Source organism: Streptomyces genisteinicus, assembly GCF_014489615.1.
Taxonomy (GTDB): Bacteria; Actinomycetota; Actinomycetes; order Streptomycetales; family Streptomycetaceae; genus Streptomyces; species Streptomyces genisteinicus.
In genome coordinates, this window is record NZ_CP060825.1 from 915772 (window position 1) to 938925 (window position 23154).

Genomic DNA, 23154 nt, shown 5'->3' on the forward strand with positions numbered 1-23154 from the left:
CCTCTATGGTTACTGGCCATGTGGCCAGGACAGCAGCCGCCCGGGGGCGAGCAGAACCCGCAGGACCAGAACCCGTACCAGCAGCCGGGTTACCAGCAGCCGAATCCGTACCAGCAGCCGGGACCCCAGCAGGGCGGCTACCAGCAGCCTGGATACCAGCAGCCCAACCCGTACCAGCAGCCGACGATGCCGCAGTACGCGGTGCCCGGCCAGATGCCCGGCGCTCCGCAGCCGTCGCAGGACGACAAGAAGAAGACCACGATCGTGGCGATCGTCGCCGCGACGGCCGTCGTCGCCGCCGCCGCGATCACCGGCTTCATCGTGCTGAAGGACGACGACAGCGGGAAGTCCGACAAGGGCGGCGGCACGACCGCCTCCCAGTCGCCGTCGAAGGAGGCTTCGCCGGAGGGCGGCGGCTCCGCGGCGCCGAGCGACAACCCGCGCGCGGGCACGGACGCCAAGCCCACGATCGAGGGCTGGAAGGTCGTCACCAACCCCAAGCACGGCACCCAGTTCGACGTCCCCGCCGACTGGGAGGTCGCCAGCAGCGGCATGGCCTCCGGCTTCGAGGACGAGAAGAAGGGCGACGGCTCGCCGGTCGTCATGATGAGCGCACCCGCGCACCTCAAGAGCAAGTGGTGCGAGTTCGACTCGGACAAGGACGGCAGCAACGAGACCTACGGTCTCGCCAGCACCGGCACCAAGGGCGGCAAGGGCGCGAAGAGCACCGCCGAGGCCGCCTACAACGAGGCGGGCAACTGGGTCTGGGCCGGGTACGCGCAGACCGAGCCGTCCGGCAAGGTCAAGATCACCAAGGCCGAGGACTACACCACGGCGTCCGGTCTGAAGGGCAGCATCTCGACCGCGACCGCCGCCGGGGTGAAGAAGGACAACAAGTGCGAGACGGACGGCAAGTCCATCGCCTTCTCCTTCAAGGACCCCAAGGGCGACTTCAAGAGCTGGGTCCTGTACGCCAACACCGGCGTCGCGGACGAGGTCGACGACGCCACCATCCGGAAGATCCTGAGCACCGTCCGGCTGGCGAACGCCTCGGCCGACGCGTCCTGACGCCGGGGGCGTGACGCGAAGTCCCTCCCGGACCGCCCGCCGGGGGGAGGGAGCCGCCTTCGCGGCCCGCCCTGCCGGTGGCCCGCCCCGGCGGGGCGGGCCGCCGGTCAGCCGATGCCGAACGCGCCCTCCGGCGGCCGCGGCGAGGGCACCGCGTCCTCGTCCCGCACCGGCTGCGCACCGCCGATCAGCCGGGCCAGTGATCTGCCCTCCTCGACCCGGGCGGGGAAGGCGTCGGCCGCCGCGCGGCGGGCCAGCGGGGCCACCGGGAGCGGGCTCTGCGACGCCAGGAGCACCGCGTTGCCGAACCTCCGGCCGCGCAGCACCGAGGGCTCGGCGATCAGGGCCAGTTCCCCGAAGACGGCGGCGAAGGTCGCCAGCTGCGACCGGAGGAAGCCGAACGGCGCGCCGTCGGCGAGATTCGCGGCGTAGAGCCCGCCGGGCCGCAGCGCCCGCGCCGCCGCCCGTGCGAATCCGAGCGAGGCCACCTGCGCGGGCACCCGCGAGCCGCCGAACACGTCGGCGACCACGACGTCGTAGCCACCGGACGGCGCGGCCTCCAGATGGTCCCGTGCGTCGGCCGTGTGCACGGCGACGTCCGCCCCCGCCGCGAGCGGCAGCAGTGCGGAGACCAGCTCCACGAGTCCGCCGTCCGACTCCGCCACCCGCTGCCGGGACCCCGGACGGGTCGCGGCGACCCAGCGGGGCAGGGTCAGCGCCCCTCCGCCGAGGTGGAGCACGTCCAGCGGTTCCCCCTCGGGTGCCGCGCAGTCGACCGCGTGGGCGAGCCGGCGCACGTACTCGAACTCCAGGTGGAGGGGGTCGTCGAGGTCCACGTACGACTGCGGGGAGCCGTCCACGGTCAGCAGCCAGGCCCGGGGCCGGTCCACGTCGGGCATCAGCTTCGCGGTGCCGCCGCCGACCGCGCGGATCACGGGAACGCGATCGTCCTCGCGGTCACCGTCGCGCTCATCCTCGCGTTCGTCGTCGCGCTCATCCTCGCGTTCGTCGTCGCGCTCGTCCTCGCGGTCGTCGTCGCGGTGGTCGTCCTCGCCGGCGGTGGCGCGGGGTGCGGCCGGTGCCGCGGGGACGGCCGCCGGCGAGGCGGGCGGGACCGGCTGTGCGGGACCGGGGCGGGGCGCGGCGCGGCGGCCGTCGGGACTCGGGTCGTTCACCGTGCCATTGTGCCCGGCGCCCCGGGTGTCCCTCCGGAGCGGGAGGGACACCCGGGGCGGGCTCACAGCACCTCGGTCACCGTGCCCGCGCCGACGGTGCGGCCGCCCTCGCGGATCGCGAAGCCGAGACCGGGCTCCAGCGGGACGTCCCGCCCGAGTTCGACGGACATCTCGACCGTCTCCCCCGGCCTCGCGACGGCCGCGTCGCCGAGGTCGACGGCGCCGACGACGTCCGCGGTGCGGATGTGGAACTGCGGGCGGTAGCCCCCAAAGACCGGTGTGCTCCGGCCGCCCTCGCGTGCGGAGAGCACGCGCACCCGCGCGGTGAACCGGCGGCGGGGCACCACGCTGCCGGGCCGGGCGACCACATGGCCGCGGCGGACCGCGTCGCGCGGCACGCCGCGCAGCAGCAGCGCCACGCTGTCGCCCGCCTCCGCGCGCTCCATCGGCCGGCCGAACGTCTCCACCCCGGTGACCACCGTCTCCGTCCCCGCGCCGAGCACCTCGACGCGGTCCCCGACCCGGACCGTGCCGCGCTCCACGGCCCCGGTGACGACGGTGCCCCGGCCGGTGATGGTGAGCACGTTCTCCACCGGGAGCAGGAACGGGGCGTCGGTGTACCGCACCGGGGTGGGCACATAGGTGTCCACGGCGTCGAGGAGCGCCTCGATCGCCCCCGTCCAGCGCGGGTCCCCCTCCAGGGCCCTCAGCCCGGAGACGCGTACGACCGGCGCGGTGTCGCCGCCGTATCCGTGCGCGGTGAGCAGGTCGCGCACCTCCAGTTCCACGAGGTCGGTGAGCTCGTCGTCGCCCGCGTCCGCCTTGTTGAGCGCGACGACGACGTGGTCCACGCCCACCTGGCGGGCGAGCAGCACGTGCTCGGCGGTCTGCGGCATGACGCCGTCGAGCGCGGAGACCACCAGGATCGCCCCGTCCAGCTGGGCGGCGCCGGTGACCATGTTCTTCACGTAGTCGGCGTGGCCGGGCATGTCGACGTGCGCGTAGTGGCGGGTGTCGGTCTCGTACTCGACGTGCGAGAGGTCGATGGTGATGCCGCGGCGGGCCTCCTCCGGCGCCCGGTCGATGCGGTCGAAGGCGACGTAGGAGGTGCCGCCGCCGGCCCGCTCGCTGAGCACCTTGGTGATCGCGGCGGTGAGTGTGGTCTTGCCGTGGTCGACGTGTCCCATGGTGCCGATGTTGAGGTGCGGCTTGGTGCGGACGTATGCCGTCTTGGACATGGCGAAGCTGTCCCTTCCCGGAACGTGAACGGTGTGCGGGACCCCGGAAGACCGCCGACCCTCCCCCTGCGGGGTCCGCCGGACGATCCGGGAAGGGTCAGCCTCGGGCGCCGCCGTGGGGCGCCGCGGTCTCGAACGCCGCTGCCGGGTCCACGGCAGCCTTCGGCGCGTCCGCGACTGCGGACGGCGCTGCGGAGAGGGCGTACCGGACCATGCCGACGATGATCGTGCACGGTGTGCGGGGCCGTCGAATGGTTTTGCCGCGACACCGTGCGAGCTGGGGTTCCGGCCTCTCGGGGACGGCCCGGTGCCGCAGTTGATGCCGAACGGACACGTTTGTCGGTTAGTCTCCCCGGATGTTCGACCTCGCTCCCAGGCCGGCAAACGGCCTCGCCGTCCGCTGCTCCAGGGTGCTGTTCTCGCCCTGGTCGCGGTTGTCCCTGCTGCTGGTGCTGCTGGCGTCCGCCGCGGTGACGGTCCTGCTGTTCGAACCCCAGCGGCTGCTGTCGGCGGGCTGGCCGCCCCAGGTGACCGGCTTCTCCGCGGTGGCCCTGTTCGCCGTGGTCTACGGCGTCTGTACGGCCGCCTTCGTGCCGAGACCGATCCTCAACCTGGCCGCCGGGGCGCTCTTCGGCTCCCAGGCGGGCCTGGCCGCCGCGGTCGGCGGCACCGTGCTCGGGGCGGGCATCGCGTTCGGGCTCGGCAGGCTGCTGGGCCAGGACGCCCTGCGGCCGCTGCTGCGCGGACGGCTGCTGACGGCGGCCGACGGCCAGCTCAGCCGGCACGGCTTCCGGTCCATGCTCGCCGTCCGGCTCTTCCCCGGGGTGCCGTTCGCCGCCGCGAACTACTGCGCCGCGGTCTCCCGGATGGGCTGGGCACCCTTCCTGCTGGCGACCGGCATCGGGTCGGTTCCCAACACCGCCGCCTATGTCGTCGCGGGCAGCAGCGCCGCGTCGCCGACGTCCCCGGTGTTCCTGGCCGCGACGGGCTTCATCGTGCTCACCGGCCTGACCGCCGCCGTCGTCGGGTGGCGCAGGCGCCACCGTCTGCGGTCCGCCTGAGCCGCTGCGGCGCGGCGCGCGGTGCCCCCGGCCCGCCGGACTGCGCGACATCTTCAGCCGCTACGCTGCGACGCGACGGGCCCGCATGATCGCGGCCCGGACGGGTACGCCGCCACGGCCCGTCCCATCCGACCCTGACCAGCACCGGGATGGCTTCTTTTCATGTCGTGGTTCGAATCATTCGTCCTCGGGCTCGTCCAGGGACTGACGGAGTTCCTCCCGATCTCCTCCAGTGCCCATCTGCGGCTGACCGCCGCGTTCGCCGGCTGGCACGACCCGGGCGCCGCGTTCACCGCGATCACGCAGATCGGCACGGAGACCGCCGTGCTCATCTACTTCCGCAAGGACATCGCCCGGATCACGACGGCCTGGTTCCGCTCGCTGACGGACAAGGCGATGCGCCAGGACCACGACGCCCAGATGGGCTGGCTGGTCATCATCGGCTCCGTCCCCATCGGTGTGCTGGGCGTCACCCTCAAGGACCAGATCGAGGGCCCGTTCCGTGATCTGCGGCTGATCGCGACCACGCTGATCGTCATGGGCATCGTGCTGGGTGTCGCCGACCGGCTCGCCGCCCGCGACGAGGCGGGCGGCCGGCACCGCGCGGTGCGCGAGCGCAAGACCCTCAAGGACCTCGGCGTCCGCGACGGCCTGATCTACGGCTTCTGCCAGGCGATGGCCCTGATCCCGGGCGTCTCCCGGTCCGGCGCGACGATCAGCGGCGGCCTGCTGATGGGATACACCCGCGAGGCCGCGGCACGGTACTCGTTCCTGCTGGCGATCCCCGCGGTGCTGGCGTCCGGCGCCTACGAGCTGAAGGACGCCGGCGAGGGCCACGTCTCCTGGGGGCCGACGATCTTCGCGACGGTCGTCGCCTTCGCGGTGGGCTACGCGGTGATCGCCTGGTTCATGAAATTCATCACTACGAAGAGCTTCATGCCGTTCGTGATCTACCGGATCCTGCTGGGAATCGTGCTGTTCATCCTGGTCGGAGCCGGTGTGCTCAGCCCGCACGCGGGCGAGTCGGCCCACTGACGGTCCGTCGGCGGCGGGTCACGGGTGCCGGTGGGAGGCCTTAGCCTTGTGCGCATGTCCCCCATTCGCGACGAGCCCGTGTCCCGCCTGACCGCCTCCGAGCTGAACGCCCGGATCCGAGAGCTCTGGTCCGACGGGTCCCTCCCCGACGACCGCCGCCCGGAGTACGAGGCGCTCGTGGTGGAGTGGGCCGCTGCGGCACGCGAGGACGTGGAGCGCGCGGCCTGAGCGCCCGCGGCCCGGCCGGGACGGCGTGCGGGGCGCGCCCCGCACTCGGCTAGCCTGAACCCACGATGAACCGTCTGACCACGTCATTTGGGGCCTTCGACCTCACCCGCTTCCCCGAGGACCCGCGCGACGCGCTGCGCGCCTGGGACGCGGCCGACGAGTACCTGCTGCGCCGTCTGCACGGCATCGACGACGCGCCTCCCGTCCCGCTGACCGGCACGGTCGCCGTGGTGGGCGACCGGTGGGGGGCCCTGACCACCTCGCTCGCGGGCCGGCATCCGGTCGTCCAGATCACCGACTCGTACCTGGGCCGGCAGGCCACGCTGGCGAACCTCGCCCGCGCCGGCGTGGATCCGGCGGCCGTGACGCTGCTGACGGTCCGGGACACGCCGCCGGAGCGGATCGACGTCCTGCTCGTGCGGATTCCCAAGAGCCTGGCGCTGCTGGAGGACCAGCTGCACCGTCTCGCCCCGGCCGTCCACCCCGGCACGGTCGTGATGGGGACGGGCATGGTCAGCGAGATCCACACGTCGACGCTGCGGCTGTTCGAACGCCTCATCGGACCGACGCGGACCTCCCTCGCGGCGAAGAAGGCCCGGCTGGTGTTCAGCACGCCGGACCCCGCGCCGGAGCGGGGGCCCAGCCCGTGGCCCGTGCGGTACGCGCTCCCGGAGGGGACCGGCGCCGCCGCGGGCCGCACCGTCACCAACCACGCGGGGATCTTCTGCGCGGACCGGCTCGACATCGGCACCCGCTTCTTCCTGAGCCGGCTCCCCGACCGCCACGGCCCCGACCACGTGGTCGATCTCGGCTGCGGCAACGGCGTGGTCGGCCTGGCGGCCGCGCTCGCCAACCCCGACGCGCGCGTCACCTTCACCGACGAGTCGTACTCCGCGGTGGCGTCCGCAGAGGCCACCTTCCGCGAGAACGTGCCGGGCGGCCGGGCGGAGTTCCTGGCCGGCGACGGTCTGACGGCGCTCGGGGACGCCTGTGCCGATCTGGTCCTCAACAACCCGCCGTTCCACTCGCACCGCGCCACCACGGACACGACCGCCCGGCGGATGTTCGCGGACGCCCGGCGGGTGCTGCGGCCGGGCGGCGAACTGTGGGTCGTCGGCAACCGGCACCTGGGGTACCACGTGCGGCTGCGGCGGATCTTCGGCAACTGCGAGGTGGTGGCCTCCGATCCGAAGTTCGTGATCCTGCGCGCCGTGCGGGGCGGCGCCCCGGGGCGCGCCCGCACCTGAGACGCGCCGGGCGTCCCGGGGGCGGGCGCCCGGCACCGCCTGCCCCTCGCGGCGCTCGTGGCGCTCTGTCCCCATGCGTCCCCGTACCCCACACTGAGGGGGAAGGAGGCGCGGAATGCGGATTCCGGTGGGAGTGCGTGGGGGCCGTACGACGGCGGACGGGCGGGCCGGGGACCGGCCGGCGGGCCGGGGGCCGGCGGCCTGGTCGTCGAGGCGGCGGGGTGCGGCCGCGCTGGGGGCCGGAGCCCTTCCGGCCCTCGCGTTCCCCGAGCCGTCGCTGTGGTGGTTCGCCTACGGCGCGCTCGTCCCCTGGATCCTGCTGCTGCGCACCGCGCCGACGGCTCGGCGGGCGATGGTCGAGGGATGGCTCGGTGGGATCGGGTTCATGGTCGCGGTGCACCACTGGCTGCTGCCGTCCCTTCATGTGTTCCTGGCGGTGATCGCCGCCCTGCTCGGCCTGCTCTGGGCGCCGTGGGGCCTGCTGGTGCGGCACCTGACGGCCGGCTCGCCGGCCGGCGGGCGGGTGCCGGCGGCGCTGGTGCTCGTGCCGTCGGGCTGGCTGGTGATCGAGCTGGTCCGGTCGTGGGAGGGGCTCGGCGGGCCCTGGGGGCTGCTGGGGGCGTCCCAGTGGGAGGTGTCCCCGGCGCTGCGGCTCGCGTCGGTGGGCGGTGTGTGGCTGGTGAGCCTGCTCGTCGTGGCGGTCAACACCGCGCTCGCCCTGCTGGTGGCGGTGCGCGCGGCACGCCGGGCCGCGGTGGCGGGCGTGCTGGTGTGCGCCACGGCCGGGGCCTGCGCGTGGGCGTGGGCTCCGCAGCCGCGCGAGTCGGGACGGCTGCGGGTGGCGCTGGTCCAGCCGGGCGTGGTGGGCGGCGCCGACGGCGCCGAACGCCGCTTCGACCGGGGCGAGGAGCTGACCCGCGGGCTGGCGGGCCGTGGTGCGCCGCCGGACCTGGTGGTCTGGGGTGAGAGCAGTGTGGGCGCCGATCTGCGCCGGCGTCCGGACCTGGCGGACCGGCTGGCGGAGCTGGCACGCGAGGTGGGCGCCCCGCTGCTGGTGAACGTGGACGCGCGCAGCGAGGGCGCGTCCGGACCGGCGGGCATCTACAAGAGTTCGGTGCTGGTGGGACCGGACGGCCTCACCGGCGACCGGTACGACAAGATGCGCCTGGTGCCGTTCGGCGAGTACGTGCCGGCCCGTTCGCTGCTGGGCTGGGCGACGTCGGTGGGCCGGGCCGCCGGGGAGGACCGGCTGCGCGGCACGGCGCCGGTGGTCATGACGCTGCCCGGCGGGGACCGCGTCGGGCCACTGGTCTGCTTCGAGTCGGCGTTCCCCGACATGAGCCGCCATCTGGTGCTCGAGGGCGCGGGGCTGCTGGTGGCGCAGTCGGCGACGTCGTCGTTCCAGGACAGCTGGGCGCCCGAGCAGCACGCCTCGCTCGGGGCCCTGCGGGCGGCCGAGTCGGGCCGCCCGATGGTGCACGCGACGCTGACCGGGGTGAGCGCCGTGTACGGGGCCGGCGGCCGGCGGATCGGCTCCCCGCTCGGCACGGACGCCGCCGCCGCGGAGGTGTACGGCGTCCCGCGGGCCGAGGGCACGACGCTCTACGTGCGCTTCGGCGACTGGCCCGTGTACGGGGCGCTCGGCGCGCTCGCGGTCTGGGCCGCGGCGGGCGGGACGCGACTCATCCGCCGGCCTGCTCCAGGGCCCGCAGGACGATCCGCTCGCACAGCTCGTGCGTCCGCAGGGCGTCCTGGGCGCTGAGGGTCCGCCCGTCGCGCACCGCGTCGAGGAAGGCGTGCACGGCCTGCTCGATGCCGCGCTGCCTGGCGACGGGCACCCAGTCGCCGCGCCGCCGCACGCTCGGCTGGCCCTTGTGGTCCACGACCTCGGCGAGGTTGCGCACCTCTCGCTTGGCGTCCTGGCCCGACACCTCCAGGATCTCCTCGGTGGAGCCGCTCATCCGGTTCATCGTGCCGAGGGCGGTGAAGCCGTCGCCGGAGAGCTGGAGGACGACGTGGTGCATCAGTCCGCCGGCGATGCGGGCCCGGACGTCGGTGTGCTCGACGGGCCCGGGGGCGAGGAACCGCAGGGTGTCGACGACGTGGATGAAGTCGTCGAGGACGAGGGTGCGCGGGTCCTCGGGGAGGCCCACGCGGTTCTTCTGCATGAGGATCAGGTCGCGCGGGTGCTCCAGGCACTGGGCGTAGCCGGGGGCGAAGCGGCGGTTGAAGCCGACGGCCAGGCTGGTGTCCCGCTCCTCGGCCAGGGCGACGAGGCGCTCGGAGGCGGCGAGTTCGTAGGCGAGCGGCTTGTCGACGTAGGTGGCGACGCCGGCGTCGAGGAGACGGGTGACGATCTCGGCGTGCGCCGCGGTCGAGGCGTGCACGAACGCGGCGTCGACACCCGCGCCGAGCAGACCGTCGAGGTCCGTGTGGCGGCGTGCGGCGGGCACGTGGTGGGTCTCGCCCACCCGCTCCAGGGTCTGGGGGGTGCGGGTCTGGAGGTGGAGTTCGACTCCGGGCAGGGCGGTCAGGACGGGGAGGTACGCCTTCTGCGCGATGTCGCCGAGCCCGATGCAGCCGACCTTCACGGGGTCTCCATTCGATGCGTGCCGGCGCCGGGGCGCGGGCGTCGTCCGTGCCGGGACCGCGGGGCGGTGCCGGCGCCTTGCGGACCCGGCGCCGCGGCGGCGCCGGGCGGGGACGGTGCCGGTGGTGGCGTCAGTGCCGTGCCGGCCCTCCGTCGTGCACGCCGTGTGCCCCGGCAGCATACGTGCGCTGCGGCGGACGCCAGTCGGCGATGCCGTCGAAGGTGCGCAGGACCAGGCCCGGTCCGAGGCGCGAGGCGGTGGCCATGAGGGTGTCGCGGACGGCGACCGCGGGGGTGCTGCGCAGGGCCATCAACCGGGCCACCCGGGCCGACTTGCGGACGACGGAGGCGGTGCGGGGCAGGCGCGCGGCGCTGTGGGCGGCGAGGCCGGTGCCGAGGTCGCCGCCGGGGGGCGCGTGGTGGGCGAGGACGACGGCGTCCTCGATGGCCTGGTTGCCGCCCTGGCCGAGGCAGGGTGCCATGGCGTGGGCCGCGTCGCCGATCAGGACGGTGCGGCCGCGGTGGTGGGCGGGGAGCGGGTCGATCATGTGGTGGACGTCGTTGCGCAGGACGACGCCGGGCGCGGCGGCGATGACGGCCGGGACGGGATCGTGCCAGTCGCCGAACCGGCGCAGCAGTTCGGCCTGTTCGTCGGCGACGCCGGAGCCCTCGGGCGCGACAGCGGCCGCGTAGGCGTAGACACGGCCGTCGGCGAGCGGCTGGGTGCCCCACAGGGAGCCGGGGCCCCAGGTCTCGTGGGGCTCGAACGGGGCGTCGGGGGCGGGGACCACGACGCGCCAGGTGGTGAAGCCGGCGTAGCGGGGTCCGGGGTGGGCGGGGAAGAGCGCGCGGCGGACGCCGGAGTGGATGCCGTCGGCGCCGACGACGAGCGCTGCCTCGATGTCGCCTTCCGGGGTGGTGACGCGGGCGGGGGCGCCGCCGGCGGTGCCGGGGTCGGCGAGTTCGCCGGGGCAGCCGGTGCGGACGGCGCCGTCGGGCAGGCGGGCGGCGATGCGCTCGATCAGGGTGGACCGGTGCACCAGGACGAGGGGTCCGCCGAAGCGCTCGGCCGCGGCGGTGGCGTCGGTGCGCGAGAGCCAGCGTCCGGCGGGGGTGCGCATGCCGCCCGCGCCCTGCCATGCGGCGAGGGAGCGGATCTCGTCGCCGAGGCCGATGACGTCGAGCGCGCGCTGGGAGTTGGGGGCGAGGCCGATGCCGGCGCCGACGGGCCGCAGCGAGGGGGCCCGTTCCAGCACGGTGACGTCCCAGCCCCGCTGGTGCAGGGCGACCGCCGCGGTGAGACCGCCGATTCCGCTGCCGACGACGACGGCGCGTGAGGCCGCGCTGGATCCGGGCATGGCTGCTCCTCGACCGGTTGACTACACCTGTAGTGACCCACTCACGGTACTACATTTGTAGTGATCGCGGTAGATTGGCCGCATGCCCGCACGCACCGCCCCGCACCCCACCGGCGCCGCCCGCGCCGGGCTCGTCGCCGACACGGCCCTCGCCCTGCTCGCCGAGCGCGGCATGCGGGGTCTGACCCACCGCGCGGTCGACGAGGCGGCCGGCCTCCCCCAGGGATCGACCTCCAACCACGCGCGCACCCGGCTCGCCCTGCTCCAGGCCACCGTGCGCCGGCTCGCCGAACGCGAGGCGGCCGTGCTCACGATCGACGAGATGCCCGCACCGTCCGGCGGACGGCCCCCGCTCGTCGACGCCATGGCACTCACCCTCCACCGGTACCTCACCCGGCATCCGGCACTGCTCGTCGCCCGCTACGAACTGGCCCTGGAGGCCCGCCGCCGGCCCGAGCTGCGGGAGTTCTACGACACCGCCGGCGCGCGCTTCCGCGAGCCGCTGGCCGCCCTGATGAGGGCCTGCGGCTCGGCGGATCCCGAGCGCCACACACTGTCGCTGGTCGCCTGGTGCGAGGGGCTGATGCTCTCCTGCGCCATCGGCTCGTACCACCGGGCGGTTCCCTCACCGGAGGCACTGCGCACCGGTCTCGACGAGCTGCTGCGCGGAATGCTGGGCACGGGCCCGAGGGACGCGCCCGAGGAAGCGCCGGAGGAAGCGCGGGAGGAATAACCGCTGGCCGCCGCCGTCGCGGCTCGACCAGGATGGCGCCATGACAACCGATGAGCGCACCGACCCCCGCACCGACCCCCGCACCGACGCCGGCGAGCGCGAGACGCTGACCGCCTTCCTGGACTACCACCGGGAGACGCTGCTGATGAAGTGCGCGGATCTGACCGACGAGCAACTGCGCACCCCGGCGGTCGCGCCGTCCACGCTGACCCTGATGGGGCTCGTACGCCACATCGCCGACGTGGAGCGGTGGTGGTTCCGCACGGTCCTGGCCGGCGAGGAGATCGAACCGCTCTACTACTCCGAGAAGGATCCGGACGGGGACTTCCGCACCACCGCGTCGACGACCTGGGACGCGACGCTCGCCGACTGGCGCGCGGAGGTGGCGGCGGCCCGCGAGGTGACGGCGGCGCGCGGGCTCGACGACCTCGGCGTCCGGCCGTCGCGCTCGGGTGAGCCGTTCAACCTGCGCTGGGTGCTCACCCACATGATCGAGGAGTACGCACGGCACAACGGCCACGCCGACCTGTTGCGCGAGGCGATCGACGGTGTGACCGGCGAATGAGCCACCCACGGCGGGTCGGCCGAAAAGCGCGTCACCCGTGCGTGCCATTCGCGTCCGTACGGACCGGCAACCCGCCGCCCGCCCAGCAGAGTTGCGCGGGTGCAGCGAACGAAGACGACAGCAGGGACGATCCTGACCGTGCTCGCGGCGTGGGCGACCGCGGGCTGTGTGTCGGTGCCCGCAGGACCGCCGCCCTCCCCCGCACCGGCGCCCGCCTCCCCCGCACCGCGGCAGGCGGCCGGTCCGCAGATCCTCCCCGGCCCCGCCCGTCAGGCCCTGGAAGCCGCCCTGCCCGAGCCCGCGGCAGTACCGGCGGGCCGTCCCGGGCGCCCCGCGGCGGCCGGGCGCACCACCTCTCCGGCCGCCGCCGGACAGAGCACCGCACCCCCGCGTTCCACGCCGCCCGAGCGGGCGGCACCGGCACCGCCGCACCTGCCACACGTACCCGGCCTGCGGCTCCCGCGGGGGCGCGAGGACGTGTGCGGGCTCGGCGAGTCCCTCGGGGGCCTGCGCCCCGGCAGCGCCGAGGCCCGTGCCTGCCGCGAAGGACACGTCCGGTGAACGCGGCCGGCGGGACGCGGCCCCGGCCGGGCGGGGCGCACCGGGACGGCGACGCCGCCCGTCGGGCCCGGGAGGGCGGGGCCACCGAGGCGGCCCGGCCGGGCGGGCGCCCGCAGGGCCGTCCTCGGCCGGGCTGTCCGCCGCGGTGCGGGACGGGGAGCGGCTGTCCGCTGCCGGGCGAGACGGGAACGGGCTGTCCGCCGCCGGACGGGGCAGAAACCGGCTGTCCGCCGCCGGACAGGACAGGAATCCGCGGGGTCAGGCCGGGCCGAGGGTGCGGGAGAGGCGGTCGATCGCCGCTCGGACGTCGTGGCCGTACCCGTCGTCCGCCAGGGCGCCGGTCGCCGCGCGCGCCCGGGCCAGGTGGTCCCGGGCGGCGGCCGGGCGGCTCAGCCTGACGTAGTCGGCGGCCAGGTTCAGGTGGAGCGAGGGGAACAGCGCCCGGACGGCGGGCGTCCCGCCGCCGGTGCGCTCCACGCCCTCGGCCGCGGCCAGCGCCCTCAGGTCCCAGGCGAGCTCGTCGGCGGGGTCGTCCTGGGCGTCGGCCAGGTAGTGCGCGAGGGTGCACCGGTCGAGGGCGTCACCGGAGTCGGCGATCTCGGACCAGAGCTCCGCGAGGCGGTTCCGGGCCTCCTCGCGGTCTCCGCCGTGCAGCAGCATGGCCGCCTGTCCGATGCGGGTCGTCACCGCGTCCGCTGGTGACTGCTGCTGATCCGTCACGACGGCCTCCCGCGTCCCGCGGCACCGTGCCGCCGTCCCGACGCTAGCCGCACGTCAGGGCGATCGCGGACAGGCTCGGGCGGCACGGCCCGAACCTGTCGGCCGGCGGTGTGAACGGGACCCCCGGCGTCAGCCGAGATCGGGGATGCGCCAGTCGATCGGCTCATGGCCCTGGGCCGCGACGGCCGCGTCGATCTGCGTGAACGGGCGGGAGCCGAAGAACTTCTTCGCCGAGAGCGGGGACGGGTGCGCACCCTTGACGACCGTGTGGCGGGTCTCGTCGATCAGCGGCAGCTTCTTCTGGGCGTAGTTGCCCCAGAGCACGAACACCGCCGGGTCCGGACGCGAGGCGACCGCCCGGATCACCGCGTCGGTCACCTTCTCCCAGCCCTTGCCCTTGTGCGAGTTGGCCTCGCCCGCGCGGACGGTGAGCACCGCGTTCAGCAGCAGCACGCCCTGCTCGGCCCAGGGCATCAGATAGCCGTTGTCGGGGACGGGCAGACCCAGCTCCGCCTGCATCTCCTTGTAGATGTTGCGCAGCGAGGGCGGCGTCTTCACACCGGGCCGCACCGAGAAGCACAGGCCGTGGCCCTGGCCCTCGCCGTGGTACGGGTCCTGGCCCAGGACGAGCACCTTCACCTTGTCGTACGGGGTGGCCTCCAGCGCGGCGAACACCTCGGAGCGGGGCGGGTACACCGGCCCGTTCGCACGCTCCTTCTCGACGAATTCGGTCAGCTCCGCGAAGTACGGCTTCTGGAGCTCCTCGCCGAGGACGCCGCGCCAGGACTCGGGCAGCATGTCGGTGTCGGTCACGTCAACAACCTCCGGTGAACGGGCGGTTCCGGGATCCCGGAGCCGAGATCCCCGAACCTACCCGCCACCACTGACAGCCGGGTTACCAGCTCTTCTTCCGGTACAGCTCCCACATCTGCATGATGCTCTGCGGGTCGAGCGCGTTCTCGTTGCCGCCGATCTCCTCGCTGGCCGCCGTGTACAGCTTGCCCTGCCACAGGGGCAGCAGCCGCACGTCGTCCACGAGGATCTCCTGGGCCCGCTCGAACTGGCCGGTGACCGCCCCGCGGTCGCTCTCCCGGCGGGACTGGGGCAGCAGCTGCTCGGTGATCTCCGGGCTCTCGTACGGCGTGCCCAGCACGTTCTTGGCGCCGACGAAGGGGGCGATGAAGTTGTCCGGGTCCGGGAAGTCGGGGAACCATCCGCGGCCGAAGACGGGGTACTCGCCGGCCTGGTAGCCCGCCTGGAACTCGGTCCAGGGCTTGCCCTCCAGGGTGACCCGGAAGAGGCCGCTGTCCTCCAGCTGGCGCTTGATCTCGGCGAACTCGGGAGCCGTCGAGGAGCCGTACCGGTCGGTCGTGTACCAGAACTTCAGCGAGACGGGCGCGGTGATGCCGGCGTCCTCGAGGATCTCCTCCGCCTTGGCGGCATTGGGCTCGCCGAAGCGGTCGTAGAACTCGGTGGTGTGGCCCGCGATGCCCTTGGGGACCATGGAGTACAGCGGCTCGGCGGTGCCCTGGTAGACCTTCTGGACGAGCGCGCCGCGGTCGATGAGCTGGGCGATCGCGCGGCGCACGGCGAGCTTGCCGGCCTGCGGGTCGTCCGGGTTGAAGACCAGGTAGCGGATGTCGGCGCCGGTGTTCTCGATGAGCTGGAGGTGGGCGGTCTCCGGCCGGCTCTCCTGGAGCTCGACGACCTCCTCGGCGGTGAGACCGCGGTTGATCGCGTCGATCGTCCGGTCCTTCAGCGCCTTCATCATGACGTCCGAGTCCTGGTAGTACCGGATCGTGACGGCGTCGTTCCTGACCTTGGCGAAGCCCTTGTACCCCTCGTAGCGGCTCAGCTCGGCGGTCTTGCCCTTGGCGTACGAGTCGAGGACGTAGGGTCCGGAGCCGGTGAGCTTGCCGTCCCCGCGGAGCTTGTCGGCGGGGTACTGGGAGGGCGGCACGATCGACATGCCGGGCGTGGCCAGGATGAACGGGAAGGTCGCGTCGGCGGTCTTCAGGCGGAAGGTGACGGTGTCGTCGCCGGAGACGGTGACGCGGTCCAGGGAGCCGAGGAGACCGCCGGGCCCGCTCTCCGCGTCGATGGTGCGGATGCGGTCGACGGAGTGCTTGACGGCCGTGGCGTCGAGGGCCTCGCCGTTGGTGAACGTGAGCCCGGAGCGGAGCTTGCACTCGTAGACCTTGTTGGAGGTGTCCGTGAACCGGCACCCCTCGGCCGCGTCCGGCTGCGGGGTGGCGGACCCGGTCGGGAAGCTCACCAGCGTCTGGAAGACGTTGCGGTAGAGCTCCCAGGAGCCGTCCCAGGCCGCGGCGGGGTCGAGCGTACTCGGCTCGCTGGTGGTACCGACGGCTATCGTCTGCTCGCCGTCGTCGTCCCCGTCGGAGAAGACACCGCATCCCGCCAGCAGAGATATGGACGCTAGGGCTGCAGCGGCCTGCAGACAGGTCCGGTAGAACACGTGCACGCTCCTCGTTCAGCCATGGGTCGGCGAACCATACCGCAGCGCCCCGCCGGTCCATCTGACAGGCCGGGCGGGGCACTTGGATCATTCAAGGACAGACCGCTCACAAGCGGTCCGGTGCGGTGGCGTCAGTGCACACCCGCGTTGAGGAAGATACCCCCATCGACGACGAGCGTCTGCCCCGTGATCCAGTCGGATTGCGCGGAGGTGAGGAAGGCCGCCGCCCCGCCGATGTCCTCGGGGACGCCGAGCCGGCCGAGCGGGTAGGCCGCGGCCGCCTCCGCCTCCCGGCCCTCGTACAGCGCCTCGGCGAACTTGGTCTTGATCACCGCGGGGGCGATGGCGTTGACCCGCACGACCGGCGCGAACTCGTGCGCCAGCTGGAGGGTCAGGTTGACCATGGCCGCCTTGCTCATGCCGTACGCGCCGATGAAGGGCGACGCGGAGACGCCGGCGACCGACGCGATGTTCACGATCGCACCGCCGTTCTCCTTCTGCCACGCCTTCCAGGTCTGCTGCGCGAAGCCCAGCGCGGAGATCACGTTGGTCTCGTAGACCTTGCGCGCCACGTTCAGGTCGAGCTCGGCCATCGGGCCGAAGACCGGGTTGGTGCCCGCGTTGTTGATCAGGAAGTCCACCCGGCCGAAGGCCTCCATGGTGGCGGCCACGGCCGCCGCCTGGTGGCCCTCGTCGGCCGCCTTGCCCGGCACCGCGATGGCCCGGTCCGCGCCCAGCCTCTCCACGGCCTCCTTCAGCGCGTCCTCGCCGCGGCCGGTGATGCACACGCGGTCGCCGCGGGCGACCAGCGCCTCGGCGACGCCGTAGCCGATGCCCCGGCTGCCGCCGGTGATGAGGGCGACCTTGCCGCTGTCCACGATCTCTCCCGTCATGTCCGCCGTCCTCCGGTTCAGTTGAGCGGGCCGCCGGCCACGTACATGACCTGGCCCGAGACGAATCCGGCGTCGTCGCCCGTGAAGAAGGCGATCGCATTCGCGACGTCCTCGGGACGGCCCACGCGCTGGACGGGGATCTGGGTGGCCGCGGCGGCCTGGAAGTCCTCGAAGCCCATCCCCACGCGCTCGGCGGTCTGGGCGGTCATCTCGGTGACGATGAAGCCGGGGGCGACGGCGTTGGCGGTGATGCCGAACTTGCCGAGCTCCTTGGCGAGCGTCTTGGTGAAGCCCTGGAGTCCCGCCTTCACGGCGGCGTAGTTGGCCTGGCCGCGGTTGCCGAGGGCGGAGGAGGAGGAGAGCGAGACGATCCGGCCGAATCCGGCGTCGACCATGTGCTTCTGGCAGGCCTTCGCCATCAGGAACGCGCCCTTGAGGTGCACGTTGACGACCGTGTCCCAGTCGGACTCGCTCATCTTGAAGAGCAGGTTGTCCCGGAGCACGCCCGCGTTGTTGACGAGGACGGTCGGCGCGCCGAGCTCGGCGGCGACCCGCGCGACGGCGGCCTCCACCTGGGCGGCGTCCGAGACGTCGCAGCCGACGGCGATCGCCGTGCCGCCCGCCGCGGTGATCTTCTCGACGGTGTCCTTGCAGGCCGCCTCGTCGAGGTCGAGTACCGCGACCGCGCGGCCCTCGGCCGCGAGCCTGACGGCGGTGGCGGCGCCAATGCCCCGCGCGGCTCCGGTCACGACAGCCACACGCTGCTCGGTGGTGGACATTCTGGTTCTCCTCGCCCTTGAAGCCCGTCACATCACGACTGCCGGGGTCCGGCGGGTGCTGCGCCACCAGGGCTGAGCGACCGCTTAGTACCTCGACAGGAAGGACGCTAGAAGCCCTGGCACGCGGTGTCAACGGCGACGGGGCGCGGCGTCGCACACATGGCGCGCCGTGCCCCGTCCCCGGCGCGTCAGCGCACCAGCAGTCCGAGCAGCCGCTCGACCTCCGCGGCGGGGTCCCCGGTGAGTCCGGTGTGCACCGGTCCCGGCTGCACCACCGTCGAGCGCGGCGCGATCAGCCAGCGGAAACGCCGCCCGGCGTCGTCGCCGCCCGCCTGGCCGGCGTCCTCGCCTCCCCGGCAGACGCCCTCGACGGCGCCGAGCGCGGCACGCACCCCGGCGATGTCGGCGTCCGGGTCGAGCGCCCGGAGCTTGGCGGTGTCCAGATGGGTGCGGGCGGCGACGAAGGACTTCGCCCGGCAGTACACGACGACGCCCGCGTTGAAGCACTCGCCGCGCTCGACCCTCGGCACCACGCGCAGCAGCGCGTACTCGAACACGTCCCGGTCGCTCACTGCTCGTCGCCCTTCGCGGTCGTCTGCGTCCTCGCCGGGTGGGGCCACGGCTTCCCGTTGCCGGTCAGCCAGCCGGGCGGCTGCGGGGTCCGCGGGGTGCTCGGCGCGTTCAGGGTGATGCGCTCGTGGATGGAGCCCGCCCGGGCGAGCAGTGCCTCGACGTAGGCGCGGCGCACGGCGTCGGGCGTCTCGAAGCCGGGCTCGCCGGCCAGCCACTCGTCGGGCACCTCGGCCGCGACGGCGGTGAGCACGTCCTCGGTGACCAGCGGGGCGAGGGCGGCGGCAGCCGCGGCGACGTCGGGACGGAAACGGGCCAGCGCGTGGTCGGACGCGTCGTAGGGCTTGGCCGCGGACGCCTGGGCGCCCTTCCAGTTGTGGTGCCAGATCATCGTCGCCCCGTGGTCGATGAGCCACAGGTCGCCGTGCCAGACGAGCATGTTGGGGTTGCGCCAGGAGCGGTCGACGTTGTTGATCAGGGCGTCGAACCAGACGACCCGGCCGGCCTCGGCGGGATCCACCTCGTAGGCGAGCGGGTCGAAGCCGAGGGAGCCGGGCAGGAAGTCCATGGCGAGGTTGAGGCCGCCGGAGGCCTTCAGCAGCTCCTGCACCTCCTGATCGGGCTCGGACAGCCCGATCACCGGGTCCAGCGCGATCACGGCGAGTTCCGGCACGCGCAGCCCCAGCCGCTGCCCGAGCCGCCCGCAGATCACCTCCGCCACCAGCGTCTTGCGGCCCTGCCCCGCGCCGGTGAACTTCATGACGTACGTGCCGAGGTCGTCGGCCTCGACGATCCCGGGGAGCGAGCCGCCCTCACGCAGTGGTGTGACGTATCGGGTCGCTGTGACCTCTTTTAGCATTTCGCCAGGCTATACGGCCCCCGGCCCCTGAGAATCCACGGAAGCGACCCCGGCGGCACGGCCGCGGGTCCGGGGCGTGCGCGTGCGCCGGCGGCCGACCCGTCTGAGCCCGGGTCCGGGCGGGATGCGCGGGCCCGAGCGCGGGCGCGCGGGCGGGATGCCCGGGCGGGATGCGCGTGCGCGGGCGGGACCGGGGCGGCGGGCCGGTCCCGCCCGCGGTAACCCGGGGCCGCCCGTGCTCACTTGACGCTGCCCGCCGTGAGGCCCGACCGCCAGAAGCGCTGGAGCAGCAGGAAGGCCACCACCAGCGGCAGCAGCGCCAGCAGCGAACCGATCACCATGAGCGGGTAGTAGTCGGGATTGATCGGCGCGGCCGCGTTCCAGCTGTAGAGACCGAGGCTCAGAGGATAGAGCGCCTCGTCCGAGAGCATCACCAGCGGCAGGAAGAAGTTGTTCCAGATCGCCGTGAGCTGGAAGAGGAAGACCGTCACGTATCCCGGGCCCAGCATCCGCAGGCCCACCGACCAGAAACTGCGCAGCTCCCCCGCCCCGTCGACCCGGGCGGCCTCCAGCACTTCGTTCGGCACGTACGCGGCGGAGAACAGCCGGCCCAGATAGACCCCGAACGGGTTGAACAGCACCGGCACGAGGACCGACCAGACCGTGTTCGCCATGGCGACGCGCGAGGCGAGCAGGTACATGGGGAGTGCCAGGACGGTGGCCGGGACCATGACCGACACCAGCACCAGGGCGAAGAGCTGCCGCTTGCCGGTGAACTCGAACTTGTCGAAGGCGTAGCCCGCGGCGACGCTCACCAGCGCCCCGACGGCCGCCCCGCCGACCGCGTACAGCAGGCTGTTGCCGTACCAGCGCAGGTAGATGCCGTCGCCCTCGGCCAGCAGCGCCCGCACGTTGTCGGCCAGGGCGAAGTCGTCGAAGTCGAAGAAGTCCGAGGCGAAGAGGGCCTGGGTGTCGGCGGCCGAGGCCAGCACCAGCCACAGCAGGGGCAGCAGCGCGTAGAGCGCGCTCAGCGCCACCACAAGGTTCGCCACGGCACGGGAGGACCAGCGGGCGCCGGGCGCACCGGGCCGGCCGGGTGCGCGCTCGCCGCGCCGGGCGCCGGGGCGTGGTGCGGACCCGCCGGGGACCCGGGTCGTCGTGGTGGTCGTCGAGGTCATGACCCCGCCTTTCCGGAACGGTCGGCGGTCGCCCGGGTGACCGCGTAGGACAGGGCGCAGCAGACGACGAGCAGCAGCACGGAAGCGGCGGCGGCCAGACCGTAGTTGTTGCGGGTGAAGGCGGCGTCGAAGATGTACATGTTCGGTGTGTAGCGCGGGCCGACCAGCGGAGTGGCCTTGCTGAGCAGCATGGGCTCGGTGAAGAGCTGGAGCGTGCCGATGGTGGTGAAGAGGACCACCGTGGTGAGCGTGGTGCGGATCATCGGCACCTTGATGCGCAGGGCGGTGCGCACGCGTCCCGCGCCGTCGACGGCCGCCGCCTCGATCACGTCCGCGGGTATCGCCCGCAGCGCGGCGAAGAAGATCACGGTCGTGTAGCCGAGTCCGCTCCACAGCGCGATGTTGACCAGTGACGGCACCAGCATGTCGAGGGCGAGGAAGTCCACTTCCAGCGAGACGTCCTCCAGGGCGCCGAGCACCGGGGAGATCCCCGGGGTGTAGAGGTACAGCCAGATGACGGTGCCGATGATGCCGGGCACCGCGTGCGGGACGAAGAGCACGGTCTGGCTCAGCTGCCGGGCCCGCACCAGCCCGGAGTCGAAGAGCAGCGCGAGCACCAGGGCGCCCGCGACGACCGCGGGGATGAAGACGACCGCGTAGAGCAGGGTGACGCCCACGCCCCGGACGAAGCTCGGGTCGTCGAGGACGGCCGCGTAGTTGCGCAGCCCGGCGAAGGCGGTGCGGGCGTTGCCGAACCCCAGCCCCTCGTGGGAGGTCGAGAAGAAGCTGAGGTGGACGGCGTAGAGGGTGGGGAGCACGAACACGGTGAGCAGCAGGACGGTGAACGGGCCGAGCAGCAGCGCGGTGGCGGCCCGCTGCGAACGGCGGCCGGGGGCGGCGGGGACGGCGGTGGGCACGGGGGCGGCGGCGCGGCGCGCGCGGCCGGGGGCGAGGGCGCTCATGAGGTCCTCACCGACAGTCCCAGGCTGCGCATGTCGGGCAGGGTCTCCGCCTCGGCCGCGCGCAGTGCGTCGGTGATCGTCGTGCCGTACGTGAGCCGGGCGAGGCCGTGGTGGAGCGAGGTGGCGGTGGCCTGCATCCGCGGGCCCCAGGTCCAGCCGGTGCGCAGCAGCCGGGCCTGCCCGGTGACCAGCCCGTACAGGTCCTGGCCGGCGTAGAAGTCCGGTTCGAACTGGCGGGACGCCGCGTCCACCAGGGCGGGGGCCGCGGGGAAGAGGCTGGACGTACCGCTCGACAGGCGGGCGGTGATGGCCTCGGGGGCCGTGGTGAGCCATTCCAGGAAGCGCAACGCGCGCTCCTTCCTGTTGCTGTCAGCCGTGACGACGTGCACCGACACCCCGTCCGTGCCGACCACCGGCCGGTCCGGGTCCCACTGCGGGAGCGGTGCGGCACGCCAGCGGCCCGCGGTGTCCGGCACGGTCCGGGAGAGGGCGGCGAGGCCCCACGGACCGACCAGGTGGGAGGCGACGCGGCCCCCGGCGAGGGCGGACATCCACTCCTGGCTGCTGCCGGGAGCCACCATGAGCAGGTCCTCGTCGACGAGCCGTTGCCAGTAGGCGGCGACCCGCAGCGTGGGGTCGTCGAGGAAGTCGACGGTCCAGCCGTCGTCGTCGGTGCGGAACCACTGGCCGCCGCTCTGCATCGCGTGCGCGGCGAGGACGTTGTACGCGTTGGGGTGGAAGGTGCCCAGCCGCACCCCGCGGGCGTCGCGCCGGAGCCTGCGCGCCGCCTCCCGGTACTCCGCCCATGTCGTCGGCACCTCGATGCCGTGCGCGGCGAAAATGTCCTCGCGGTACACGAGGAGCATCGGTCCGAGGTCGAGCGGGATCCCGTAGATCCGGCCGCCGATCTCGCCGTTGGTCCACGCCTGGGGGCCGAGGGCGGTACGCAGCCGGGGCGGGACCATGCCGGTGAGGTCGGCGCAGACGCCGTCGATCGCGAACGACGGCAGATCGGCGTCGACGAGGGAGACGATGTCCGGGGCGTTGCCGGCCTGGGCGGCGTTGGAGAGCTTGGCGTTTCCGCCCGCGAGGCCCGACGTCACCATGTCGAAGACCACCGGGTCCTCGGGGTGCCGGGCGTTCCACTCGGCCACCAGGGCGTCGGTGCCGCGCAGTGCGGACCAGAGGGTGAGCGGGCCGTCGGGATCGCGGGATGCGGCGGTGCCGCAGCCGGCCGTGGCCGCGGCGAGCGCGGCCATCAGGGCGGCGCCCATGACGCCGCGTCTGCTGGGAGGCGCCTGGGGTGTGGGGCGGTCGGGTGGACGACGCATGACGTGACTCCTTGTCGGGGGGGGGTGGGGCGTGCGGGGTGCGGGGTTTCGGTGTCGGGGCGAGGGGCGCTCCGGGTGCCGGGCGCTCGCGGGGTGGGTGCGAAGGAGCGAGGTGGGTGGAGGGAGTTGGCAGGCGGGGCGGCGTGCGCGGGCGCGGCGGTGGGGCGGGAACGGGTCGCCGGGTGGGCAGGGCGTTGGTGGCCGGTGGTGCCGGGAGCCGGCTGCCGCGGTGATGGGCGGGGCGGGCCGGGCGACGGTCCCCGGGCGTGTGACGGTGGTCTGCCCGGGCGGCGGCCCGCGGGTGGCTGGTGGAGCACGGCGGACGGCGGGTGGGCCGGGGACGTTGGAGGGGCGTACGGGCGGCCGGGTCCGGCGGGGAGGGCGGTCGCCACTGCGGACAGGGTGACGGTGACGGGGGCAGGTGTGAGGGACGGGGGCTCCGGCGTGCGGCCCGTCGCCGGGGCGCCGCGGACGGCCGCCCGGCGGCACGGGTGGCGGGCCGGTGGCGCCGACGGTCCGGAGCCGTG

At 73.8% G+C, this 23154-nt stretch carries 23 protein-coding genes; 9 read left to right on the forward strand and 14 right to left on the reverse strand.

Going from position 1 to position 23154, the window contains the following annotated elements; genetic code table 11:
• The first annotated feature begins 18 nt into the window (after window positions 1-18).
• Window positions 19-1068, forward strand: coding sequence for a DUF8017 domain-containing protein (locus IAG43_RS04025; protein WP_187739378.1), 1050 nt, complete (start codon window positions 19-21; stop codon window positions 1066-1068).
• A 107-nt stretch (window positions 1069-1175) separates the two neighbouring features.
• On the opposite strand, the gene IAG43_RS04030 is transcribed toward IAG43_RS04025, so the two are convergent.
• Window positions 1176-1967 carry a spermidine synthase gene (locus tag IAG43_RS04030; protein WP_187744286.1) on the reverse strand — a complete coding sequence of 264 codons (792 nt, stop codon included), beginning with the start codon at window positions 1965-1967 and terminating at the stop codon, window positions 1176-1178.
• Window positions 1968-2305: 338 nt separating this feature from the next.
• Window positions 2306-3481, reverse strand: a complete 1176-nt coding sequence (tuf, locus tag IAG43_RS04035; RefSeq protein ID WP_187739379.1) for an elongation factor Tu — start codon at window positions 3479-3481, stop codon at window positions 2306-2308.
• A 356-nt stretch (window positions 3482-3837) separates the two neighbouring features.
• On the opposite strand from tuf, the gene IAG43_RS04040 reads away from it, so the two are divergent.
• The 5 genes from IAG43_RS04040 (at window position 3838) to lnt (ending at window position 8814) form a co-directional block, all read left to right on the forward strand.
• Window positions 3838-4542, forward strand: coding sequence for a TVP38/TMEM64 family protein (locus IAG43_RS04040; RefSeq protein ID WP_187739380.1), 705 nt, complete (start codon window positions 3838-3840; stop codon window positions 4540-4542).
• Between the two features lie 162 nt (window positions 4543-4704).
• Window positions 4705-5577: an undecaprenyl-diphosphate phosphatase gene (locus tag IAG43_RS04045; RefSeq protein ID WP_187739381.1), complete on the forward strand. Its 873-nt coding sequence runs from the start codon at window positions 4705-4707 to the stop codon at window positions 5575-5577.
• Window positions 5578-5631: 54 nt separating this feature from the next.
• Complete coding sequence (locus IAG43_RS04050; RefSeq protein ID WP_187739382.1) at window positions 5632-5805, forward strand: hypothetical protein; 174 nt, start codon at window positions 5632-5634, stop codon at window positions 5803-5805.
• Between the two features lie 65 nt (window positions 5806-5870).
• The gene (locus IAG43_RS04055; protein WP_187739383.1) at window positions 5871-7052 is read left to right on the forward strand and encodes a methyltransferase; all 1182 of its coding nucleotides are present in this window, start codon (window positions 5871-5873) and stop codon (window positions 7050-7052) included.
• Between the two features lie 115 nt (window positions 7053-7167).
• Window positions 7168-8814 (forward strand): apolipoprotein N-acyltransferase, encoded by a 1647-nt coding sequence (gene lnt, locus IAG43_RS04060; protein WP_187739384.1) that lies wholly within the window; start codon window positions 7168-7170, stop codon window positions 8812-8814.
• Here lnt and IAG43_RS04065 read toward each other — a convergent pair.
• Together IAG43_RS04065 and IAG43_RS04070 are read right to left on the reverse strand one after the other, a co-directional pair.
• Entirely contained in the window at window positions 8735-9643 is a 909-nt protein-coding gene (locus tag IAG43_RS04065; RefSeq protein WP_187739385.1) for a Gfo/Idh/MocA family protein, read from the reverse strand. The two genes, lnt and IAG43_RS04065, sit on opposite strands and share 80 nt — an antisense overlap.
• Window positions 9644-9773: 130 nt before the next feature.
• The gene (locus IAG43_RS04070) at window positions 9774-11000 is read right to left on the reverse strand and encodes an FAD-dependent monooxygenase (RefSeq protein ID WP_187739386.1); all 1227 of its coding nucleotides are present in this window, start codon (window positions 10998-11000) and stop codon (window positions 9774-9776) included.
• 82 nt (window positions 11001-11082) lie between these two features.
• On the opposite strand from IAG43_RS04070, the gene IAG43_RS04075 reads away from it, so the two are divergent.
• From IAG43_RS04075 to IAG43_RS04085, 3 genes are all read left to right on the forward strand, one after another.
• Window positions 11083-11733 carry a TetR/AcrR family transcriptional regulator gene (locus tag IAG43_RS04075; RefSeq protein ID WP_187739387.1) on the forward strand — a complete coding sequence of 217 codons (651 nt, stop codon included), beginning with the start codon at window positions 11083-11085 and terminating at the stop codon, window positions 11731-11733.
• A gap of 40 nt (window positions 11734-11773) precedes the next feature.
• A complete protein-coding gene (locus IAG43_RS04080) occupies window positions 11774-12298 on the forward strand; it encodes a DinB family protein (RefSeq protein ID WP_187739388.1) in 525 nt (174 codons plus the stop codon).
• Window positions 12299-12397: 99 nt separating this feature from the next.
• Window positions 12398-12859 (forward strand): hypothetical protein, encoded by a 462-nt coding sequence (locus IAG43_RS04085; RefSeq protein ID WP_187739389.1) that lies wholly within the window; start codon window positions 12398-12400, stop codon window positions 12857-12859.
• Window positions 12860-13117: 258 nt separating this feature from the next.
• Here the strand turns inward: IAG43_RS04085 and IAG43_RS04090 are convergent, their stop codons facing one another.
• The 10 genes from IAG43_RS04090 to IAG43_RS04135 form a co-directional block, all read right to left on the reverse strand.
• The gene (locus tag IAG43_RS04090) at window positions 13118-13579 is read right to left on the reverse strand and encodes a hypothetical protein (RefSeq protein WP_187739390.1); all 462 of its coding nucleotides are present in this window, start codon (window positions 13577-13579) and stop codon (window positions 13118-13120) included.
• Window positions 13580-13708: 129 nt separating this feature from the next.
• A complete protein-coding gene (gene ung / locus IAG43_RS04095) occupies window positions 13709-14392 on the reverse strand; it encodes a uracil-DNA glycosylase (RefSeq protein WP_187739391.1) in 684 nt (227 codons plus the stop codon).
• Between the two features lie 82 nt (window positions 14393-14474).
• Window positions 14475-16055, reverse strand: coding sequence for an ABC transporter substrate-binding protein (locus tag IAG43_RS04100; protein ID WP_187739392.1), 1581 nt, complete (start codon window positions 16053-16055; stop codon window positions 14475-14477).
• A 131-nt stretch (window positions 16056-16186) separates the two neighbouring features.
• Window positions 16187-16948 (reverse strand): SDR family oxidoreductase, encoded by a 762-nt coding sequence (locus IAG43_RS04105; RefSeq protein WP_187739393.1) that lies wholly within the window; start codon window positions 16946-16948, stop codon window positions 16187-16189.
• A gap of 17 nt (window positions 16949-16965) precedes the next feature.
• Complete coding sequence (fabG, locus tag IAG43_RS04110) at window positions 16966-17727, reverse strand: 3-oxoacyl-ACP reductase FabG (protein WP_187739394.1); 762 nt, start codon at window positions 17725-17727, stop codon at window positions 16966-16968.
• A 188-nt stretch (window positions 17728-17915) separates the two neighbouring features.
• On the reverse strand, window positions 17916-18299 hold the full coding sequence (locus IAG43_RS04115) for a DUF3037 domain-containing protein (protein ID WP_187739395.1): 384 nt from the start codon (window positions 18297-18299) through the stop codon (window positions 17916-17918).
• Window positions 18296-19156, reverse strand: coding sequence for a HipA family kinase (locus IAG43_RS04120; RefSeq protein WP_187739396.1), 861 nt, complete (start codon window positions 19154-19156; stop codon window positions 18296-18298). The genes IAG43_RS04115 and IAG43_RS04120 overlap by 4 nt, the downstream gene beginning before the upstream one ends.
• Window positions 19157-19395: 239 nt before the next feature.
• Entirely contained in the window at window positions 19396-20334 is a 939-nt protein-coding gene (locus tag IAG43_RS04125; RefSeq protein ID WP_187739397.1) for a carbohydrate ABC transporter permease, read from the reverse strand.
• On the reverse strand, window positions 20331-21296 hold the full coding sequence (locus tag IAG43_RS04130; RefSeq protein WP_187739398.1) for a carbohydrate ABC transporter permease: 966 nt from the start codon (window positions 21294-21296) through the stop codon (window positions 20331-20333). The genes IAG43_RS04125 and IAG43_RS04130 overlap by 4 nt, the downstream gene beginning before the upstream one ends.
• Complete coding sequence (locus IAG43_RS04135) at window positions 21293-22627, reverse strand: extracellular solute-binding protein (protein WP_187739399.1); 1335 nt, start codon at window positions 22625-22627, stop codon at window positions 21293-21295. The genes IAG43_RS04130 and IAG43_RS04135 overlap by 4 nt, the downstream gene beginning before the upstream one ends.
• Window positions 22628-23154 lie beyond the last annotated feature (527 nt).

Bases quoted from the DNA above. Each gene is read 5' to 3' on its own strand.
- IAG43_RS04025 (WP_187739378.1), top strand. From the start codon at position 19: ATGTGGCCAGGACAGCAGCCGCCCGGGGGCGAGCAGAACCCGCAGGAC.
- IAG43_RS04030 (WP_187744286.1), bottom strand. From the start codon at position 1,967: ATGCCCGACGTGGACCGGCCCCGGGCCTGGCTGCTGACCGTGGACGGC.
- tuf (WP_187739379.1), bottom strand. From the start codon at position 3,481: ATGTCCAAGACGGCATACGTCCGCACCAAGCCGCACCTCAACATCGGC.
- IAG43_RS04040 (WP_187739380.1), top strand. From the start codon at position 3,838: ATGTTCGACCTCGCTCCCAGGCCGGCAAACGGCCTCGCCGTCCGCTGC.
- IAG43_RS04045 (WP_187739381.1), top strand. From the start codon at position 4,705: ATGTCGTGGTTCGAATCATTCGTCCTCGGGCTCGTCCAGGGACTGACG.
- IAG43_RS04050 (WP_187739382.1), top strand. From the start codon at position 5,632: ATGTCCCCCATTCGCGACGAGCCCGTGTCCCGCCTGACCGCCTCCGAG.
- IAG43_RS04055 (WP_187739383.1), top strand. From the start codon at position 5,871: ATGAACCGTCTGACCACGTCATTTGGGGCCTTCGACCTCACCCGCTTC.
- lnt (WP_187739384.1), top strand. From the start codon at position 7,168: ATGCGGATTCCGGTGGGAGTGCGTGGGGGCCGTACGACGGCGGACGGG.
- IAG43_RS04070 (WP_187739386.1), bottom strand. From the start codon at position 11,000: ATGCCCGGATCCAGCGCGGCCTCACGCGCCGTCGTCGTCGGCAGCGGA.
- IAG43_RS04075 (WP_187739387.1), top strand. From the start codon at position 11,083: ATGCCCGCACGCACCGCCCCGCACCCCACCGGCGCCGCCCGCGCCGGG.
- IAG43_RS04080 (WP_187739388.1), top strand. From the start codon at position 11,774: ATGACAACCGATGAGCGCACCGACCCCCGCACCGACCCCCGCACCGAC.
- IAG43_RS04105 (WP_187739393.1), bottom strand. From the start codon at position 16,948: ATGACGGGAGAGATCGTGGACAGCGGCAAGGTCGCCCTCATCACCGGC.
- fabG (WP_187739394.1), bottom strand. From the start codon at position 17,727: ATGTCCACCACCGAGCAGCGTGTGGCTGTCGTGACCGGAGCCGCGCGG.
- IAG43_RS04120 (WP_187739396.1), bottom strand. From the start codon at position 19,156: ATGCTAAAAGAGGTCACAGCGACCCGATACGTCACACCACTGCGTGAG.
- IAG43_RS04125 (WP_187739397.1), bottom strand. From the start codon at position 20,334: ATGACCTCGACGACCACCACGACGACCCGGGTCCCCGGCGGGTCCGCA.
- IAG43_RS04130 (WP_187739398.1), bottom strand. From the start codon at position 21,296: ATGAGCGCCCTCGCCCCCGGCCGCGCGCGCCGCGCCGCCGCCCCCGTG.
- IAG43_RS04135 (WP_187739399.1), bottom strand. From the start codon at position 22,627: ATGCGTCGTCCACCCGACCGCCCCACACCCCAGGCGCCTCCCAGCAGA.